The sequence below is a fragment of the Paracoccus sp. (in: a-proteobacteria) genome (assembly GCF_030538755.1).
Taxonomy (GTDB): Bacteria; Pseudomonadota; Alphaproteobacteria; order Rhodobacterales; family Rhodobacteraceae; genus Paracoccus.
The window spans coordinates 51,152-69,893 of record NZ_JAUNTJ010000010.1; the positions used below are offsets into that span (position 1 = coordinate 51,152).

22 protein-coding genes and 1 pseudogene are annotated in these 18,742 nt (G+C 64.6%); 15 read left to right on the plus strand and 8 right to left on the minus strand.

What is annotated here, in order from left to right; all coding sequences use genetic code 11:
- Nucleotides 1-87: 87 nt before the first annotated feature.
- The 7 genes from Q4G14_RS08035 to Q4G14_RS08065 all read right to left on the minus strand — a co-directional run bounded on the left by Q4G14_RS08035 (nt 88) and on the right by Q4G14_RS08065 (nt 7,539).
- Nucleotides 88-2,244, minus strand: a complete 2,157-nt coding sequence (locus tag Q4G14_RS08035) for an OmpA family protein (RefSeq protein ID WP_303361218.1) — start codon at nt 2,242-2,244, stop codon at nt 88-90.
- Nucleotides 2,245-2,346: 102 nt separating this feature from the next.
- Nucleotides 2,347-3,450, minus strand: coding sequence for a glycosyltransferase 61 family protein (locus Q4G14_RS08040; RefSeq protein ID WP_303361219.1), 1,104 nt, complete (start codon nt 3,448-3,450; stop codon nt 2,347-2,349).
- A gap of 100 nt (nt 3,451-3,550) precedes the next feature.
- Nucleotides 3,551-4,387, minus strand: coding sequence for a ferredoxin--NADP reductase (locus tag Q4G14_RS08045; RefSeq protein WP_303361220.1), 837 nt, complete (start codon nt 4,385-4,387; stop codon nt 3,551-3,553).
- Between the two features lie 52 nt (nt 4,388-4,439).
- A complete protein-coding gene (locus Q4G14_RS08050; RefSeq protein ID WP_303361221.1) occupies nt 4,440-4,808 on the minus strand; it encodes a DUF934 domain-containing protein in 369 nt (122 codons plus the stop codon).
- A complete protein-coding gene (locus tag Q4G14_RS08055) occupies nt 4,805-5,536 on the minus strand; it encodes a phosphoadenylyl-sulfate reductase (protein WP_303361222.1) in 732 nt (243 codons plus the stop codon). Before Q4G14_RS08055 ends, Q4G14_RS08050 begins: the two co-directional genes overlap by 4 nt.
- Complete coding sequence (locus Q4G14_RS08060; protein WP_303361223.1) at nt 5,526-7,190, minus strand: nitrite/sulfite reductase; 1,665 nt, start codon at nt 7,188-7,190, stop codon at nt 5,526-5,528. Before Q4G14_RS08060 ends, Q4G14_RS08055 begins: the two co-directional genes overlap by 11 nt.
- Nucleotides 7,183-7,539 (minus strand): DUF2849 domain-containing protein, encoded by a 357-nt coding sequence (locus Q4G14_RS08065; protein WP_303361224.1) that lies wholly within the window; start codon nt 7,537-7,539, stop codon nt 7,183-7,185. Before Q4G14_RS08065 ends, Q4G14_RS08060 begins: the two co-directional genes overlap by 8 nt.
- Nucleotides 7,540-7,678: 139 nt before the next feature.
- Here Q4G14_RS08065 and Q4G14_RS08070 point away from each other — a divergent pair, with 139 nt between their 5' ends.
- Genes Q4G14_RS08070 through arsH form a run of 3 tightly spaced genes read left to right on the plus strand, consistent with a single transcriptional unit; the run spans nt 7,679 to nt 9,278 of the window.
- Nucleotides 7,679-8,170, plus strand: a complete 492-nt coding sequence (locus Q4G14_RS08070) for an Lrp/AsnC family transcriptional regulator (RefSeq protein WP_303361277.1) — start codon at nt 7,679-7,681, stop codon at nt 8,168-8,170.
- Nucleotides 8,171-8,226: 56 nt separating this feature from the next.
- Nucleotides 8,227-8,589: an arsenate reductase (glutaredoxin) gene (arsC, locus tag Q4G14_RS08075; RefSeq protein ID WP_303361225.1), complete on the plus strand. Its 363-nt coding sequence runs from the start codon at nt 8,227-8,229 to the stop codon at nt 8,587-8,589.
- Nucleotides 8,589-9,278, plus strand: a complete 690-nt coding sequence (gene arsH, locus Q4G14_RS08080) for an arsenical resistance protein ArsH (RefSeq protein ID WP_303361226.1) — start codon at nt 8,589-8,591, stop codon at nt 9,276-9,278. Before arsC ends, arsH begins: the two co-directional genes overlap by 1 nt.
- 106 nt (nt 9,279-9,384) lie before the next feature.
- On the opposite strand, the gene edd is transcribed toward arsH, so the two are convergent.
- A complete protein-coding gene (gene edd / locus Q4G14_RS08085; protein WP_303361227.1) occupies nt 9,385-11,187 on the minus strand; it encodes a phosphogluconate dehydratase in 1,803 nt (600 codons plus the stop codon).
- A gap of 202 nt (nt 11,188-11,389) precedes the next feature.
- On the opposite strand from edd, the gene Q4G14_RS08090 reads away from it, so the two are divergent.
- The 12 genes and pseudogenes from Q4G14_RS08090 (at nt 11,390) to Q4G14_RS08145 (ending at nt 18,742) form a co-directional block, all read left to right on the plus strand.
- A complete protein-coding gene (locus Q4G14_RS08090; RefSeq protein ID WP_303361228.1) occupies nt 11,390-11,776 on the plus strand; it encodes an NADH-quinone oxidoreductase subunit A in 387 nt (128 codons plus the stop codon).
- Nucleotides 11,767-12,300: an NADH-quinone oxidoreductase subunit B family protein gene (locus tag Q4G14_RS08095; protein ID WP_303361229.1), complete on the plus strand. Its 534-nt coding sequence runs from the start codon at nt 11,767-11,769 to the stop codon at nt 12,298-12,300. The genes Q4G14_RS08090 and Q4G14_RS08095 overlap by 10 nt, the downstream gene beginning before the upstream one ends.
- Nucleotides 12,301-12,303: 3 nt before the next feature.
- The gene (locus Q4G14_RS08100; RefSeq protein ID WP_303361230.1) at nt 12,304-12,939 is read left to right on the plus strand and encodes an NADH-quinone oxidoreductase subunit C; all 636 of its coding nucleotides are present in this window, start codon (nt 12,304-12,306) and stop codon (nt 12,937-12,939) included.
- Nucleotides 12,936-13,103, plus strand: a complete 168-nt coding sequence (locus tag Q4G14_RS08105; RefSeq protein WP_303361231.1) for a hypothetical protein — start codon at nt 12,936-12,938, stop codon at nt 13,101-13,103. Before Q4G14_RS08100 ends, Q4G14_RS08105 begins: the two co-directional genes overlap by 4 nt.
- Nucleotides 13,100-13,540, plus strand: coding sequence for a GFA family protein (locus Q4G14_RS08110; protein WP_303361232.1), 441 nt, complete (start codon nt 13,100-13,102; stop codon nt 13,538-13,540). The genes Q4G14_RS08105 and Q4G14_RS08110 overlap by 4 nt, the downstream gene beginning before the upstream one ends.
- A gap of 1 nt (nt 13,541) precedes the next feature.
- The gene (locus Q4G14_RS08115; RefSeq protein WP_303361233.1) at nt 13,542-14,783 is read left to right on the plus strand and encodes an NADH-quinone oxidoreductase subunit D; all 1,242 of its coding nucleotides are present in this window, start codon (nt 13,542-13,544) and stop codon (nt 14,781-14,783) included.
- A pseudogene (gene nuoE, locus Q4G14_RS08120) lies at nt 14,783-15,487 on the plus strand (NADH-quinone oxidoreductase subunit NuoE); the annotation flags it as partial. The gene Q4G14_RS08115 and the pseudogene nuoE, both read left to right, overlap by 1 nt.
- A 216-nt stretch (nt 15,488-15,703) precedes the next feature.
- The gene (locus Q4G14_RS08125; protein WP_303361234.1) at nt 15,704-16,537 is read left to right on the plus strand and encodes a hypothetical protein; all 834 of its coding nucleotides are present in this window, start codon (nt 15,704-15,706) and stop codon (nt 16,535-16,537) included.
- On the plus strand, nt 16,534-16,743 hold the full coding sequence (locus Q4G14_RS08130; RefSeq protein WP_303361235.1) for a DUF5337 family protein: 210 nt from the start codon (nt 16,534-16,536) through the stop codon (nt 16,741-16,743). The genes Q4G14_RS08125 and Q4G14_RS08130 overlap by 4 nt, the downstream gene beginning before the upstream one ends.
- Nucleotides 16,744-16,770: 27 nt before the next feature.
- Nucleotides 16,771-18,069, plus strand: coding sequence for an NADH-quinone oxidoreductase subunit NuoF (gene nuoF, locus Q4G14_RS08135; RefSeq protein WP_303361236.1), 1,299 nt, complete (start codon nt 16,771-16,773; stop codon nt 18,067-18,069).
- A gap of 104 nt (nt 18,070-18,173) precedes the next feature.
- Nucleotides 18,174-18,578: a DUF5333 domain-containing protein gene (locus tag Q4G14_RS08140; RefSeq protein WP_303361237.1), complete on the plus strand. Its 405-nt coding sequence runs from the start codon at nt 18,174-18,176 to the stop codon at nt 18,576-18,578.
- A gap of 5 nt (nt 18,579-18,583) precedes the next feature.
- Nucleotides 18,584-18,742 (plus strand): hypothetical protein, encoded by a 159-nt coding sequence (locus tag Q4G14_RS08145; protein ID WP_303361238.1) that lies wholly within the window; start codon nt 18,584-18,586, stop codon nt 18,740-18,742.

The following is an 18,742-nucleotide window of genomic DNA, read 5'->3' on the forward strand; positions in this document are numbered from 1 at the left end:
GAGGCCCTGCGGGGCCGGGAGGGATGGCGCGACACGAAGGGCCAGAGGCGATCTCTGGCCCTTCACCATTTCAGGCGCTGCGCCGGATCAGTTCGACGCGGTTTGCAGCAGGTCGGTGATCCGGCGGACCGAGGCGCGGCGGTTTTCGCGGATGTCGCCCTCGGCGCGGATTTTCAGGAACCGTTCGCCATAACCCTGCACCACCATGTTTTCCGGCGGCACCTGGAAATATTCGGTCAGCGCAAGGGCCACCGATTCCGCCCGGCGGTCAGACAGGGCAAGGTTCATCGCCTCGGCCCCTACGGTGTCGGTGTGGCCTTCGATCATAAAGATCTCGCGCGGGTTGGCGCGCACGGCGTCCGAGATGACCTTGCCCAGCGTCGCCAGTTGCCGTGCCTGATCGGGCTTGATCGCGGCCGATCCGGTGTCAAAGGTGATCGCGGCGACATCGACCGGGGCGACCAGCGCCCGCACCTCGGGGATGTTGCGGATCTGGCCAAGGGTAAAGCGGCGGTTCGCCTGCGTTTCAGCGGCCAGTGCGGCGCGAAGCTGTTCTTCGCTGTTCGGATTGGTGACGGCCACCGGGCGCGCGGGCGGCGGCAGCGACGAAACGTCCACCGGCGTCACATCGGCGGTGTCGTCGATCAGTTGCGTGCGGGTGCCATCCGCCGAAATCAGCGTGCGGCGCAGCACGCGCAGGTTGGCGTCGCGGATGGTGACGACGCGGCTGCCATCTTCGCGGGTGACGATGGTGCGCGACGATCCGTCATCGAAGTTTTCGGTGGTGACGGTGCTGCCGGGCTGGCGCAGCAGGGCCACTTCGTCCTTGATGACCTCTTGGCTGCCATCGGGGCGGGTGACGACCACGCGGTCATCCGTGGACAGGGCGACCTGACGGTTGTTGTTCAGCATGGTGCCCACGGCCACGGCACCCGCGCCAAGGATCAGCGCGCGGGCCAGATCGGACGAGCTACTGCGCGCCTGCTGGCCGCCCTCGGCCGGGGCGGTCTGCACCGCCTGACCGGCCTGCGCCAAGGCGTCGCGCAGGCTGGATTCGAAATCCTCGCCCGACGAACGGGTGTTATCCTCGGTCACGCGCTGTTCCACGGCGGGGGCGTCTGCCACGGCGTCGTCATTCAGCGCGGCGGCGGCAGGGGCGGCGGTTTCGGACGCGGCCTCGGTCGCGGCGGCGGTTTCGGGGGTGTCTTCCTCGGGGGCGCGGAGTTGCAGCGTTCCGTTGTCGGCCACGCGGTAAACCTGACGCGCGGCGGGGGCCATTACCAGCCGGCCCTGATCGTCGGTTTCAACGGTCACGCCGCCGGGCGTCATCAGCGCCACGCCATCGCCACAAGGCTGCGCCGCGCCGGTTTCGCAGGTCAGATCGCTGCCGGTCAGCCCGCTGGCGACCTCGGCCCGCAGGATTTCGGCCAGACGCGGCATCCGCTGTTGCCGGGTCTGCGAGGTTTCGCTGCCGGACAGCGCCAGAACGGCATCGGCGGCGGGGGGCGTTACCTCGACCTCGGCCGTGGCTTCTTCGCCGGTCAGCGCGGCGGCAAGGCCCGCTGCGGCGGCTGCGGTGGCCTCGGCTGCGTTGCCGGCGACATCGGTGACGGAATCGGCCACACCGGCGGCCGTATCGCGCGCGGCATCGGCGGCCTGTTCGACGACCTGACCGACGCTGGTGGTTTCCGGTTCAGGTTCGGGCGCGGGTTCCTGTTGCGCCGTTTCAAGGGCGGCGGCCAGTTCCGATTCCGACGGCGACGCGGGCTCATCGGCGGCGGCCTGAACCTCGTCGGCGGCGATGGCGGCCTCGTCTGCGGCTTGCTCGGCATCCTGCGCGGCCTGAGCTTCGGCCTCGATCGCGGCGGCTTCGGCCTGTGCGGCACCGCTGGCGGGCACGACAGTGCCATCGCTGCCCATCATGTTGATCTGGTGATCGCGCGGAGCCAGCACGATGCTGCCGTTATCCGCAACCTGCACCGTCACCCCCTGGGGCGTGACCAGCGCGTCGGCATCATCGCAGGGGCGTTCGGTGCCGCTGGCGCATTGCAGATCGGCCACCGTCAGCCCGTTGGCCAGTTCCTGCCCCAGCACGCCAGCCAGTTCGGGCATCCGTTCGGCGCGCACCGGGCCTTGTTCGGCGGCAACATCGTCAGCGATACGCAGTTCTGCCATGCCGGCCTGTGGCACGATCATGGCAAGTATGGCGGCAATGGCGGTCGAATTCTGAATGATGTGGCGCATGAACGGTCCTTTTCGCTGGCTGCAACGGTCGTCTGACCACAGCATAACCGCCCCCCGCACCAAGGGTTCCCCAAAAGCGCGTGATAACCGCGTGATGAGCGATCACACCTCGGGCAGGTTGCCGGTCATGGTCAGCAGGCGGTCGGCCATCGACAGCAATTCATCGGCATCAATGGTAAAGCCGCCCTCGGCGGTGCGTCCGACGACAAAGCCATAGGCGATGTCCATCAGCCGCGTCCATTCGTGATGCGGGTTGTAAAAGCGGTCAGGCGGTTGCAGCACCAGAACGGCACCGCCCGGACGAATGCCATACTGCGCATGGCACATCTGGCTGCCCTCGACCGAGATAATCAGCGAGGCATCCAGCAACTGCCGGATGAATTCCCCGGTGTCGTCCTCGGGGGTCAGAATAGTGATGCCCGCCTGTTCCAGTACGGGTTCCAGTTCGGGCCAGTTCACGATGTCGCGGTTCGCACCGCTGCCGCCACGGCGGATGAACACGATGCGGCCCGGCTGAACCGGGGCGATCTTGCCGCGCATCCGGTCGCGCAGCCGGGTAAAACGCTCGGCTTTGGACAGGTTAAAGCCCAGTTCGCGCACCAGTGTCAGCGAGGGGGTGGAAAAGGCCGCAACCTCGTGCCAGTCGTGATCGAAAAGCTGTTCATAGGCCGCTGCGTCCTTCCACACCGGGCGGGGCAGGGACAGCAGGCCGGGGTGGTCGCGGTAATGTTCGAACACCGTGGTGTCATCTGCGACCCAGTGGCCGAAAAACTTCAGCCCCTGGGCCGAGTTGGCCAGCACCACCGGGCTGTCAATCGGTTCCGCATTGCGGATCTGGCTGAAACCGGGGCGCTGCGGGCTGATGGCATAGTGGCCATGCTGCGAAAACACCATGCCGCCTGCGACCGTGGCTGGTCCCAGCTCGAACACGTCTGCCGGCACCTCAAGAAAGGCGGTGGCGGTCAGCTTCATCACCTCGCTGTGCAACTCGCGGCCAAAGCCGCAGGCGGTGACGCGGCTTAGCTGATCGGGGTCGAACACTGCCGTGCGGCACGGGACCATCTGGCCGTTCGGTTTGGGCTGCGGCGCGGGCAGGCCGTGATACTGGCCCCGCGGAAAGTTCAGCCGATAGGCCAGGCTGTTACCTATCCGTTCCGCATGCTGTTTCAGGAAAAGCGCCGAGGCCGAGAGAGCAGAGGAAGCCATGAAAACCCAGAACGTCTGATTGCAAGAAACACAAGGCGGGTTCGCATGAACCCGCCCTGCTGTCAACGCAAGCGAATTGGGTGCCGGATCGGCGGCGGTGTCAGATGCCGTCGCCGACGAAGGCTTTTTCGACCACGAATTCCTTGGGGTCGCTGTTGGCGCCTTCGCGCAGGCCAAAGCCCTCTAGCACGGCCTTGACATCGACGTTGAAGGCAAGGCTGCCGCAGATCATGGCGCGGTCGGTTTCGGGCGACATCGGCGGCAGGTTCAGGTCGGTGAACACCTTGCCCGAGGTCATGTTGTCGGTGATCCGGCCCATCAGCGGCGATTCTTCGCGCGTGGTGGTGGGGTAATACAGCAGGCGGTTAGCGAAATCTTCGCCATAAAGTTCGCCCAGCAGCGGATCGTGACGCAGATTTTCCACCAGTTCGCGGCCGTATTCCAGTTCATCCGTGGTGCGGCAGGTGTGCATCATCACGACCTGTTCATAGCGTTCATAGGTTTCGGGGTCGCGCATCAGGCTGGCGAAGGGCGCAATGCCGGTGCCGGTGGCCAGAAACCACATCCGCTTGCCCGGCAACAGCGCGTCCAGCACCAGCGTGCCGACAGGCTTGGGGCGCAGGATGATCTGATCGCCCGGCTGGATATGTTGCAGCCGCGATGTCAGCGGGCCGTCCGGCACCTTGATCGAATAGAACTCCAGCTCGTCATCCCAGTTGGGCGAGGCGATGGAATAGGCGCGCAGCAGCGGTTTGTCGTTATCGCCCAGCAGGCCGATCATCACAAACTCGCCCGAGCGAAAGCGCAGGCTGGCGGGGCGCGTCACGCGAAAGGAAAACAGCCGGTCGGTCCAGTGTCTGACAGAGGTGACGGTCTGCGCGTCGGGCAGGGTTTTCTTGGGGGCAGCGGTTTCGGCCACGGGAAGATCCAGTGTCATCTGTGAATTCCTGAATGTGTCTATGCCAAGCGGGGCGGCAGGGGAACCCCGCTCAGCCCGCCAGTTTGGCGCGGTGATCGAAGTCTTGCCAGTCGGCGCGGGCCAGCCATTGGTCCTGCGGCTGGCGGGCGGCCAGTTCGGCGGTGATTTCCACCTCGTCAAAGCCGACGCGGCGGGCCATGGCATATTGATCGGCGATCAGCTTGCCGGTGGCGCGCAGGCGTCCGGTAAAGCCCAGTTCCCGCAGACGGCGCGCCAGCGTAAAGCCGCGCCCGTCGCCCATGGCGGGAAAGTCCAGCGCGATCAGGCCGTGGTGGATGTGATCGACCAGTTCCGCCGGCAGCGTGTCGGATGTCAGGGTCACATCGGGGGTGGCGTCAACGGGGTGAAAGCCATCGTCGCGAACCAGAATATTGCTCATGCCGGAACCTTTCCGCGGACCATCTTGCCGCCGATAAAATGAATGCCGCATTCGGTTTTTTCGCTGCCACGCCAACGGCCTGCGCGCGGGTCTTCACCCGGTTTCACGGGTGAGGTGCAGGGCGCGCAGCCGATCGAGGGATAACCCCGTGCGACCAGCGGGTGACGCGGCAGGCGGTTTTCGATCATGTAATCCTGCACATCCTGCGCGCGCCAGTGGGCCAGCGGATTGATCCGCAGGCGCGAGGGTTCTTCGGGTTCGAAGAACTCCAGCGAGGTGCGCTCGCCCCCCTGAAAGCGTTTGCGCCCGGTGATCCATGCGTCGAATTTCGACAGCTCGCGTTCCAGCGGGATGGTCTTGCGAAAGTCGCAGCAGGCGTCGGTGCTGAACTGATGCAGGGTGCCGTCGGGGTCGTTGCGGGCGACCTCGGCATCGGTGGCGCGAACCACCTGCACATTGGTCAGGCCCAGTTTGGCCGCAACCTCGGCCTGATATTCCAGCGTTTCGGGGAACAGCATCTGCGTGTCGATGAACAGCACCGGCAGACCCGGCGCGGTTACGCTGACCATATGCAGCAACACCACCGATTCGGCGCCAAAGGACGATACCAGCGTCACCCGGCCCAGATCGGGGTCGTTCACGGCGCGGCGCAGCACCTCGACCGCCGCGTGATGGCGGTAACGGTCGTTCAGCCGCGCGGCATGATCTTGCAGCGGCTCATCCAGCATGTTTGACAACCTCGGGATACAGCGCGGCCTTGAAGGGCGCTTGCCCAAGGCGGCGATAGGTGTCGATAAAGCGTTCCTGCGGCCCGCTGCGCAGGTCCAGATAGGCGCGCAGCAGCCGGTCGATGGCGGGCACCACCTCGTCATGCGGGAAACCGGCCCCGGCGCGTTCGCCGATGGCGGGGATCTCGGTGCCGTCGCCGCCAAGGGTGATCTGGTAATTCTCGACCCCGGCGCGATCCAGCCCCAGAATGCCGATATGGCCCAGATGGTGATGCCCGCAGGCGTTGATGCAGCCCGAGATGCGGATTTTCATCTTGCCGATTTCGTCCTCCAGCCCCTGCGCGCGGAAATGGTCGGCAATGTCCTGCGCAATCGGGATCGAGCGGGCGGTGGCCAGCGTGCAGTAATCCATGCCGGGGCAGGCGATGATGTCGCTGGTCAGCCCGGCATTGGCGGTGGCCAGCCCGGCGTCCAGCAGCGCGTCATACAGCGCCTCGATGTCGGATTTGTGGACATGCGGCAGCACCACGTTCTGATCGTGGCTGATGCGGATGTCGCCATGCCCGAACCGTTCGGCCAGCGTGGCGATCAGGCGCATCTGTTCGCTGGTGGCATCGCCCGGCGTCACGCCCGGCGCCTTTAGCGTGACCACGACCGAGGCATAGCCCGGCGCGCGGTGCGGGTGCAGGTTGGTATCGCTCCACGACCGGAAACCGGGGCGTGCCGCGCGGGCGGCGTCGAACCCGTCCGTGTCCGCAACGCGGAATTCCGGCGCGGCAAAGCGTTCGCGAAAGCTGGCCAGCGCATCACGGTCGGCCCCCGTAAAGGCGCGGCGACGGTTGGCGAATTCTTCCTCGGTTTCGGCGCGGAAGATGTCGATGCCGCGTTCGGCAACGGTGATCTTGATCCGCGCCTTGTATTTGTTGTCGCGCCGCCCCGACAGGTTATAGGTGGCGATGATCGCTTCCAGATAGGGCAGCAGGTCTTCGGCGGGCAGGAACTCGCGGATGACCTGACCCAGCATCGGCGTGCGGCCCAGACCGCCGCCGACCCATACCTGAAAGCCGGTCTGCCCGTCCTGCCGCACGATGCGCAGCCCGATGTCATGGGCGGCGACAAGGGCGCGGTCTTCGGCCCCGGCAGAGATGGCGATCTTGAACTTGCGCGGCAGGAACTGGAACTCGGCGTGGTCAGTGGACCACATGCGGATCATTTCAGCCCATGGGCGCGGGTCTTCGATTTCATCCGCGGCAGCACCGGCGAAAACGTCGGTGGTGGTGTTGCGGATCGTGTTGCCGCTGGTCTGGATCGCGTGCATCCCGACCGAGGCCAGCGCGTCCAGCATATCGGGCACGTCAACCAGTTTCGGCCAGTTGAACTGGATGTTCTGCCGCGTGGTAAAGTGGCCATAGCCCCGATCCCACCGATCCGCGATTTCCGCCAGCATCCTGATCTGCGTCGGGCTGATCGTGCCATAGGGGATCGCCACCCGCAGCATATAGGCGTGCAATTGCAGGTAAACGCCGTTCATCAGCCGCAGCGGACGGAACTCATCCTCGGTCAGTGACCCGTCCAGACGGCGGGCGACCTGCGCGCGGAACTGCGCGGCGCGGTGGCGGACATATTCATCCGAGGTGGTGCGGGAATCAAACATCTGCGGTCTCCGGCTGGCGGGTGCTGGCGGGTTGGAACGGTGCGGAAGGCTGGGCGCGGTGCGCATAGTTGGTCGGCCCGTGCTGGCGGAACGCCTCGCGGAAATGGGTCGGCTCGGGGCCGTTGGGGCCTCGCTTGGCCTCGATCAGATAGGGGCCGACGACAATATCCGACTGTGCCAGCGCCTCGATCAGTGCGATCTGGGCGATGGCTTCGTCTTCGAACAGCGTGGCCTGGCGGGGATCGTGGGTCCAGCCGCCGTCGCACATCCACACGTTATGACCTTCGCGCAGATGGTTGGCGGTGATGACACCGGGTTTGACCTGCGTGGGCGCAAAGGCTTTGGACATGGAAGCACCTATCGTTTGGATAGCATGTATATAGAATTTTGTTCTGGATTTTGGCGATAGGGTCGGAAAAATAAGGATGATTGGTTCGAGAGGTTGCCCAATGGCTGAACAAGGTTCCAAAACATCCCCGGCAGAGGAAATCGCGGTCCGTCTGGACGATGTGGATAGGAAAATCCTTGCGCTGCTGCAAGAGGATGCCAGCCTGTCGCTGGATGAAATGGCCCGCCGCGTGGGCGCATCCAAGACTCCGGTCTGGAACCGCATCCGCCGCCTGCGCGAAGCCGGGGTGATCCGCCGTCAGGTCGCCATTCTCGACCCCGAGTCGCTGGGGCTTGAGGCGTGTTTCTTTGTTCTGGTGCGCACCAGCGAACATGACCCCGACTGGGCGGCGCGCTTTCTGGCCGCCGTCCGCGCCCGCCCCGAGGTGATCGAGGCGCACCGGCTGGCCGGCGACATCGACTATATCCTGAAGGTGCAGGTGCGTAACGCCCGCGCCTATGACCGTTTCTATCAGGCGCTGATCTCCGAGGTGAAAATCCACAACGTCACCGCCCTGCTGTCGATGGAGGAGCTGAAGGCGACCAGCGCGCTGCCGATCCCCGACCTGCCCGCAGGCAAGGCGCAGGGCTAAGGCGGCGCGGCTTTGTGGCCTTGCTGCGGGTCGGGCGCGCGGGCTAGTCTGCGCGCATGAAAGATAAAGATACAGTCACCATCTGGCACAATCCCAAATGCAGCACCTCGCGCAATGCGCTGGCGCTGATCCGTGATGCGGGCATCGACCCCGTGGTGCGCGATTATCAGAAAGACCCGCCTTCGGCGCAGGAAATCCGTGATGCGCTGGCGGCGTTGGGGGTGCCTGCCCGCGACCTGATCCGGCAAAAGGGAACGCCCTATGACGATTTGGGCCTGGGCGATCCGTCGTTAAGCGATGACGACCTGATCGCCGCCATGGCCGCGCATCCGATTCTGATTCAGCGCCCGGTGGTGTTTTCAGCCAAAGGCGCGGTGATCGGGCGACCTGTCGAGGCCGTGCGCAAGGTCTTGCCCTGATGCGCCTGCGCCATCTGCCTGACCCGCATCATCTGCCTGCGCTGGAACCGGGGCGTTTCCGCCCGCGTCCGGCGGCGGGGCTTGGCCCGGATGATCCGCCGGTGCGGGTGCTGTTGCTGTATGGCAGCCTGCGCCGGCTCAGCTATTCGCGGCTGGCGGCAGAAGAGGCCGCGCGGCTGCTGATCGCCATGGGGGCAGAGGTTCGGCTTTTCGATCCTGCCGACCTGCCCTTTCCCGACCAGCACGCGGACGGCCACCCCGCCATTGCCGAGTTGCACGAGCATGTGCTGTGGAGCGATGCGATGATCTGGTCCAGCCCCGAAACGCATGGCCAGATGTCCGGGCTGATGAAGGCGCAGATCGACCATATTCCGCTGAACATCGGGGCGATCCGCCCGACGCAGGGGCGCTGTCTGGCCTTGATGCAGGTCTGCGGCGGCTCGCAGAGCTTCAACGCGCTGAACGCCATGCGCGTGATGGGCCGCTGGATGCGGATGTTCACCATTCCCAACCAGTCGTCGGTGGCGCGCGCCCATGCCGAGTTTGATGAAAACGGACGGATGCGGGCGTCGCCCTGTTATGACCGGATCGTTGATGTGGCCGAAGAACTGATCCGCTTTACCGTGCTGACCCGCCCGCATCGCGACCAGTTGGCCGACCGCTATTCCGAGCGACCGGCGGCGGGTTGAGGGGCGCTAGCTGCTGTTGGGGCTGGCGCGGGGGCAGGGGGGCTGTCTGCCCCCCGTCGCGTTCCGCGACTCCCCCCGAGGATATTTGCCGGACCAAAGATGCGGGTCAGACGACGGAACATGCGCCGGTGTCTGCGGAGCCGGCGGTGGCGCGGAAGGCGGCGAACAGTTCCCGGCCCATGCCCTGGCTGCCGGGTGTGGGGTCGAAGGGGGCGGGGGTGCGGGTGTCCCAGCCCTGGGTCAGGCAGTCGATCGTGCCTGCGGTTGCGTCCATGCGGATCATGTCGCCGTCGCGGATCAGTGCCAGCGGGCCACCGTTTGCGGCCTCGGGGGCGATGTGGATGGCGGCGGGCACCTTGCCCGAGGCGCCGGACATGCGGCCATCGGTCAGCAGCGCCACGCGCAGGCCGCGATCTTGCAGCACTGCAAGGATCGGCGTCAGCGAGTGCAGTTCCGGCATTCCGTTGGCGCGCGGTCCCTGAAAGCGGACGACGACCACGGTGTCCGAGGTGAACTCGCCCGCCTTGAACGCGGTCTTGACCTGTTCCTGATCGCTGAACACGCGGGCCGGGGCCTGAATGATGTGGCGTTCCGGGGCGACTGCGGATGTCTTGATGACGCCGCGGCCAAGGTTTCCGGCCAGTTGTTTCAGCCCGCCGGTGGGGGCAAAGGGATCGCTGGCGGGGCGCAGGATCTTGTCGTTCAGCGTTTCGCGTGCGCCGGTTTCCCAGCGGATTGCGGTGCCGTCCAGTTTCGGTTCGGCGGTATAGCCGTCCAGCCCGGTGCCGTTGATGGTTTTCACATCGGCGTGCAACAGGCCCGCATCCAGCAGGTGGCCAATCATATAGCCAAGGCCGCCTGCGGCGTGGAAGTGGTTCACGTCGGCCAGCCCGTTCGGATAGACGCGGGCCATCAGGGGCACGGTTTCCGACAGATCGTGGAAATCTTCGAGGTCGATCAGCACGCCGGCGGCGCGGGCCATGGCGGGCAGATGCAGGATCAGGTTGGTCGATCCGCCGGTCGCCATCAGCCCGACGATGCCGTTGACGAAGGCGCGTTCGTCCAGCACCTCGCCCGCGGGCAGGTAGTCGTTGCCAAGGCGGGTAATGGCGGCGGCGCGGCGAGTGGCCGCCACGGTCAGGGCCTGACGCAGCGGGGTGTTGGGGTTGACGAATGATGATCCGGGCAGGTGCAGGCCCATGAACTCCATCAGCATCTGGTTGCTGTTGGCGGTGCCGTAAAAGGTGCAGGTGCCGGGGCTGTGATAGCTGGCCATTTCGGCGGCCATCAGCGCGTCGCGGCCCACCTCGCCTGCGGCGAATTGCTGGCGGACCTTGGCTTTTTCGTCATTGGGCAGGCCGGATGGCATGGGGCCGGCAGGGACAAAGACGGCGGGGATGTGGCCAAAGGTCGCGGCGGCGATGACAAGGCCCGGCACGATCTTGTCGCAGACGCCCAGATACATGGCGGCGTCGAACGTGTCATGGCTGAGCGCCACGCCTGTGGCCAGCGCGATCACGTCGCGGGAAAACAGCGACAGCTCCATCCCGGCGCGGCCCTGCGTCACGCCGTCGCACATGGCGGGCACGCCGCCCGCGACCTGCACGGTGGCGCCTGCATCATGACCGGCGGCGCGGATGATGTCGGGGAATTTCTCATAGGGCTGATGGGCGGACAGCATGTCATTATAGGCGCTGACGATGCCGATATTGGGTTTGCGGGTGGTCGCCAGATCGTCCTTGTCGTCCATCGCGGCATAGGCATGGGCCTGATTGCCGCAGGACAGATGCGCCCGACGCGGGCCTTGTTCAGCGGCGGCGGCGATTTTCGCCAGATAGGCGGCGCGGCTGGCGGCGGACCGTTCGCGGATCCGGTCGGTGACACGTTCAACTGTGGCGTTCAGGCGCATCGCGATGTTCCTTGAGGCTGCTGTTCCGCGCAAGATAGGCCGTTAGCGTTAACGACGCAACCGGCGGTGGCGGCGATTTCTGGCATCACGCAGGGGATTTGGCGGCGCGCGACCGTTGACCACGGCAGGCGCGAGGGCTAAACCGGCAGCAGCCAAACCCGTCGCGGGTGAGCCATGACCCCCTCGCGACCCAAAGGGGGACATGTCCGTGGAAACGCTGTTGCAGGAATATCTGGCGCGGGAATACCTGCCGATCCTGATCTTTTTCGGGATGGCGTCGGCGCTTGCGCTGGTGCTGATTCTGGCCGCCGTCGTGCTGGCCGTGCGCAACCCTGACCCGGAAAAGGTCAGCGCCTATGAATGCGGCTTTAACGCTTTCGACGATGCGCGGATGAAATTCGACGTGCGATTCTATCTGGTCGCGATCCTGTTCATCATCTTTGACCTTGAGGTGGCCTTCCTATTCCCCTGGGCGGTCAGCTTTGCGGCCCTGTCGGATGTGGCCTTCTGGTCGATGATGGTGTTCCTGGGCGTGCTGACCGTCGGCTTTGCTTATGAGTGGAAGAAAGGGGCGCTGGAATGGGCGTGATGACCGGCGCGAATACCGCAGGCATTGACCGCGAACATGACGTGCGGCTGATGAATCGTGAATTGCAGGACAAGGGTTTCCTGCTGACCACGACCGAAGACATCATCAACTGGGCGCGCAACGGCAGCCTGCACTGGATGACCTTTGGTCTGGCCTGCTGCGCGGTGGAAATGATCCAGCTGTCGATGCCGCGCTATGATCTGGAACGGTTCGGCACCGCGCCGCGCGCCAGCCCGCGCCAGTCGGACCTGATGATCGTGGCGGGCACGCTGACCAACAAGATGGCGCCTGCGCTGCGCAAGGTCTATGACCAGATGCCGGAACCGCGCTATGTGATCTCGATGGGGTCCTGCGCCAATGGCGGCGGCTATTACCATTACAGCTATTCGGTGGTGCGGGGCTGTGACCGCGTGGTGCCGGTGGACATTTATGTGCCCGGCTGCCCCCCCACGGCCGAGGCGCTGCTGTATGGCATCCTGCAACTTCAGCGCCGCATCCGGCGCACCGGAACGCTGGTGAGGTAAGCCATGGCTGACGCAATCGCCCCCGTTTATCCCGATGTTGATGCGCTGGCCGAACTGGCCGAACATATCGCGCTGCGCCGCCCCGATGATGTGGTGGAGACCAGCATCGCGCTGGGTGAGCTGACCGTGACGGCAGTGGCCAACAACATCGTCGAACTGGCCGAGTTTCTGCGCACCGATCCAAGCTGCCGCTTTGCCTCGCTGATCGACATCACGGCGGTGGATCATCCGGGCCGCACGGCGCGGTTCGATGTGGTCTGGCACTTTCTGTCGATGTATCGCAACCAGCGCATCCGCATCAAGGCAGCCGTGCGCGAGGATGAGGCCGCGCCCTCGCTGACCGGCGTGTTCCCCAATGCCAACTGGTATGAGCGTGAAGTGTTCGACATGTTCGGCATCGTCTTTGCCGGGCACGAGGATCTGCGCCGCATCCTGACCGATTATGGTTTCCGCGGCCATCCGCTGCGCAAGGATTTCCCCACCACCGGCTATGTCGAGGTGCGCTATGACGACGCTGCAAAGCGCGTCGTTTATGAACCCGTCAAGCTGGTGCAGGAATACCGCCAGTTCGACTTTCTGTCCCCGTGGGAGGGCGCAAAATATGTGCTGCCCGGCGATGAGAAGGGGACGGAAAAGTGAAACCGGGCCTGACAGTCGGATCGGTGCATCGTCACAGCCTGGCTGTGGGCGAGGGGCAGTTGGTGCCCGCACTGTTCGGCGGAACGGCCTTTTCCGACATGCCTGCGGTTTTCGCTGCCGACAAACTGGCCGTCAAGCGCGCCGCTGCCGGATTGGGGGCATGATGGGCTTGATCTTGCAACAGGGCGAGGTTCCGGGGCGCTGCCTGTGCGGCGCGTGCCGCTTTGCCGCCCGGCCCGAGGGTGCGGCCCATATCTGTCATTGCAGCATGTGCCGGCAATGGACAGGCGGCATGTTCATCAGCGTGGGCCTGTCGCAGGCACCGCGCTTTGACGATGCTGCACCGCTGGGCGTGTTCCGGTCCTCTGACTGGGGCGAGCGGGTTTTCTGCAAGGATTGCGGGGCCTCGCTGATCTGGCGCACGCAGGACGGGGCGATGAACATGGCCTCGGTTCAGTGTTTCGACGATCCGGGGCGGTTCGCCTTGGAAACCGAGATTTTTATAGACGAAAAACCCGCCAGCTATGCGCTGGCCGGGCAACACCAGACCATGACCGGGGCAGAGGTCATGGCCATGTTTGCCCCCAAGGACGAGGGTTAAGATGATGGACGGCGATATTCGCAACAACAGCTATGACGACGGTTCGGGCGATTTCCTGACCGGCGAACAGCGGTTGCGCAACTTTAACGTCAACTTTGGCCCGCAACACCCTGCGGCGCATGGCGTTTTGCGTCTGGTTCTGGAACTGGACGGCGAGATCGTCGAACGTGCCGACCCGCATATCGGCCTGCTGCATCGCGGCACCGAAAAGCTGATGGAATCGCGCACTTATTTGCAGAACGCGCCCTATCTGGACCGGCTGGACTATGTGTCGCCGATGAACCAGGAACATGCCTATTGCATGGCGATCGAAAAGCTGACCGGCACCGTTGTTCCGCGCCGCGCCAGCCTGATCCGGGTGATGTTCTGCGAAATCGGCCGGCTGCTGAACCACCTGCTGACGCTGACCACTGGCGCGATGGACGTGGGCGCGCTGACCCCGCCGCTGTGGGGGCACGAGCCGCGCGAAGACCTGATGATCTTTTACGAACGTGCTTCGGGTGCGCGGCTGCACGCCAACTATTTCCGCCCCGGTGGCGTGCATCAGGATCTGGACGCCCGCTTTCTGGACGATCTTGAGGCGTGGTGCGAAACCTTCCCGGCCAAGGTCGATGACATCCACACCCTGCTGACCGACAACCGCATCTTCAAGCAGCGGCTGGTGGATATTGGCATCGTGTCGCCCGATGAGGTGATGGCCTGGGGCTTTACCGGCGTGATGGCGCGCGGGTCTGGCCTGTCGTGGGATCTGCGGCGCAGCCAACCCTATGAATGCTATAGCGAATTCGACTTCAAGATTCCGGTTGGCAAGAACGGCGATTGCTATGATCGCTATCTGTGCCGCATGGCCGAGATGTATGAAAGCACCCGGATCATTCAGCAGGCGATCACCAAGCTGCGCGCCGAACCCGTCGGCGATGTGCTGGCGCGCGGCAAGCTGACCCCGCCCAAGCGCGGCGATATGAAGCGCGACATGGAAAGCCTGATCCACCACTTCAAACTGTATACCGAGGGCTTCAAGGTGCCCGCCGGTGAGGTTTACGCCGCCGTCGAGGCCCCCAAGGGCGAATTCGGCGTCTATATGGTGTCGGATGGCACCAACCGCCCCTATCGCGTGAAACTGCGCGCGCCGGGCTTTGCGCATTTGCAGGCGATGGATTTCATGGGGCGCGGCCATCTGCTGGCCGACATCAGCGCCATCATCGCCACTATGGATATTGTGTTCGGAGAGGTTGATCGCTGATGCTGCGTCGTCTTGCCGCCGTCCAGCCGGACAGCTTTGAATTTACGCCTGCCAACCTTGAATGGGCGCGGGCGCAGATGACCAAATACCCCGAGGGTCGCCAGCAATCGGCGGTGATCCCGATCCTGTGGCGCGCGCAGGAACAAGAGGGCTGGTTGTCCCGCCCGGCCATCGAATATGTCGGCAACCTGCTGGGGATGGCCTATATCCGGGTGCTTGAGGTTGCGACATTCTACTTTATGTTCCAGCTTCAACCCGTTGGTTCGGTTGCGAATATTCAGATTTGCGGCACTACGACCTGCATGATTTGCGGCGCGGGTGATCTGATCCGGGTCTGCAAGGAAAAGATCGCGCCGACGCCGCACACCGTGTCGGCAAACGGGCTGTTTTCCTGGGAAGAGGTCGAATGTCTGGGTGCCTGCACCAATGCGCCGATGGTGCAGATCGGCAAGGATTTCTACGAAGACCTGACCGCCGAAAAGCTGTCGGCGCTGATCGACGCGCTGGCCGCCGGGCAGGTGCCGGTCCCCGGCCCGCAAAACGGGCGCTTTTCGTCGGAACCGCTGGGCGGGCCGATTGCGCTGGCGGACCTGAAAGGGACGGGCGCGCCGTATAACGGCAGCGTGCAGCGCGCTGTCGATCTGGGCGAAACGGTCAAGCGCATCGACGGGACCGAGGTTCCGATCCTGACCAAATGGCTGGGCGGCGCGCATCTGGAAACGCCGCCTGATGAAAATGACCCCGCCACGCAGGCACAGGCCGAACGCACCAGCGATGCCGCTGCCGCCAAGGGGGCCGATGACGCCTCCGAGGCCGACCATGATCGTGTCGAGGGTGCGGGCGACCGCGAGCGTGCGGCGGATGCCGCAGCGGCGGCCCAAGACGATACGTCGGGCAACTGACGGGCAAAGGGGATGGGGATGCAACGGACAGACTGCCAGCGAAAATGCCTGATTGCTGCGGCCGGGATCGGTCTGGCCGTCTGGCTGGTTTCTGCCGGCATTGGCGATCTGCACTGGTTCGCCGGGCTGTTCCTTGGGCTGGTGGCCGGTGGCTTGTCTTATGCGCTGGCCGTCTGGCTGGGCTGCGACGATCAGCCCGAATATGATCCGGGCATTTCTGCCGTGCCGCCTGCCGCCGCGCCGGTCGCCTTGGCTGCGGTGCGGCCTGTTGTCGCCGCGCCGGAACCTGCCGCGCCCGCCCCGCAGGAACCTCTGGCTGAAACGGTGGCCGATGTGGTGCCCCAGGAAACTGCGCCGGAACCCACCGCTCTGCCCGTGGCCGAGGAACCGGCGCCTGTTGCTGCGGTGGTTGCGCCTGATCCGGTGCTGCCTGCCGTTTCGGTCGCGGATGATTTTGATGCCCGGCTGACCAAGGCGAAAAAGCCCAAGAAAGACAAGGACGACAAGAAAAAGTCCAAGGCGAAAAAGGCTCGGAAAGACAAGGCCGCCAAGGACGAAAAGCCTGCCAAGGCCAAGAAGGCAAAGAAGGCCAAACCCGTCCCCGCCGAGGATCTGAAGCAGATCAAGGGCGTCGGGCCAAAGCTGGAAAACCTGCTGAACGATCACGGCGTGACGCGGTTTGAACAGATCGCGGGCTGGGATGATGCCCAGATCGACCGCTTTGCCGCGCTGATCGGTCGCATGGGCGCGCGCGTCCGGGCCGATGACTGGGTGGGGCAGGCGCGACTGCTGGCCGCAGGCGAGCAGACCGAGTTTTCGCAGCGCGTCGAGGCGGGCGAGGTATATGAATGATGGCCGGTCATGCCGATACCGCCCAGATGCGCCTTGTCGCCGTGGTGATCGCGGTGGCGATGGTGATGTGGCTGGCGCTGAACTGGGCTGGCGGGCATTATGGCTGGGCGCCGAAATGGGCGTTTCTCGTCGATCTGGCCGCGATCGGCGCTTTTGTCTGGTCGCTGCTGGTGACCTGGCGTATCTGGCGGCGCAGGAACGGGTAAACCCGCCCCAAGAAGGACGTTGATGGAATGCTGAAAGATCAGGACCGCATCTTTACCAACCTCTACGGGATGGGCGATCGCAGCCTTGCGGGGGCAAAGCGCCGCGGCTGCTGGGACGGCACCGCCGACATCATCGCGCGCGGGCGCGACAAGATTGTCGATCAGGTCAAGGCGTCTGGCCTGCGCGGGCGTGGCGGTGCGGGCTTTCCCACGGGGCTGAAATGGTCGTTCATGCCCAAGGAATCTTCGGATGGGCGCCCGTCCTATCTGGTTATCAACGGCGACGAATCCGAACCCGCGACCTGCAAGGACCGCGAGATCATGCGCCACGACCCTCACACGCTGATCGAAGGCGCGCTGATCGCCTCGTTCGCGATGGGGGCGAATGCGGCCTATCTGTATATCCGCGGCGAATTCATCCGCGAGCGTGAGGCGCTGCAAGCTGCCGTTGACGAATGCTATGACGCCGGCCTGCTGGGCAAGAACGCCGCCGGATCTGGCTGGGATTTCGACTTTTACATCCACCACGGCGCCGGTGCCTATATCTGCGGCGAGGAAACCGCCCTGCTGGAAAGCCTTGAGGGCAAAAAGGGGATGCCGCGCATGAAGCCGCCGTTCCCGGCGGGGGCGGGGCTGTATGGCTGCCCGACCACGGTGAACAACGTCGAATCCATCGCTGTCGTGCCGACGATCCTGCGGCGTGGCCCGGAATGGTTCGCAGGCTTTGGCCGCCCCAACAACGCGGGCGTCAAGCTGTTCGGTCTGACCGGCCACGTCAACACGCCCTGCGTCGTCGAAGAAGCCATGTCGATCCCGATGAAGGAACTGATCGAGAAACATGGCGGCGGCGTGCGCGGCGGCTGGAAGAACCTGAAAGCGGTGATCCCCGGCGGCGCGTCCTGCCCGGTGCTGACGGCGGAACAATGCGAAACCGCCATCATGGATTACGACGGGATGCGCGAACTGCGGTCCTCGTTCGGGACCGCCTGCATGATCGTGATGGATCAGGACACCGACATCATCAAGGCGATCTGGCGGCTGTCGGCCTTTTTCAAGCACGAAAGCTGCGGCCAATGCACCCCCTGCCGCGAAGGCACCGGCTGGATGATGCGCGTGATGGAGCGTCTGGTGCGCGGCGAGGCCGAAATCGAGGAAATCGACATGCTGCTGGACGTGTCCAAGCAGGTCGAGGGCCACACCATCTGCGCCCTTGGCGACGCGGCGGCATGGCCGATTCAGGGCCTTATCCGCAATTTCCGCGAGGAAATCGAAGACCGGATCAAGGCGAAACGCACTGGACGCATGGGGGCGATGGCAGCGGAATGAATGCGGGCCGGGCATATGCTCACGCTTCTCTGACGCAGCCGTGTCATGCGGTGCGGCGTCTGGGTGACTATGTGATTGTGCATGTCACTCGAAAGGCACGCACTATGAAAACATGGACCAAACTGACCGTGGCGGCGCTGACGGCTGCCACGCTGGCCACCCCCGCTGCTGCGCTGGAACCGCTGAGCCAGGAAAGATACATTAACGACCGGCTGGTGGCAGCGCGGGTTGCCGACCTGATCCGGCGCGGTTGCCCGTCTATCGACGGGCGGCTTGTCTATGCCTGGAGTCAGGCGCGCGCGCTGAAACGCTATGCCGAACGCAAGGGCTATTCAGCGGCTGAAATCGACGCTTTCCTTGATTCCCGCGCGGACAAGGATCGCATTTATGCCACGGCAGACACCTATCTGCGGCAGAACAATGCAACGGACGAGGCCGGGCTTTGCCGCCTTGGCCGCGAGGAAATCGGAAGGCGCAGCGTGACCGGATCGCTGCTGGTGGCGAAATGAAGCGGATGGTGCGCTGGATCGGGGCCGGGATACTGGCCGCTGCGGTGATGACCATGGTGCTGGCCGACATCGTGCTGGCGGCGCCTGCACCGGAACAATCTGTGGCCGTGGCGGGCCACGCGGATCATACAGCGGGGGTCACGCGGCCCCTGACTGCCAAGTAA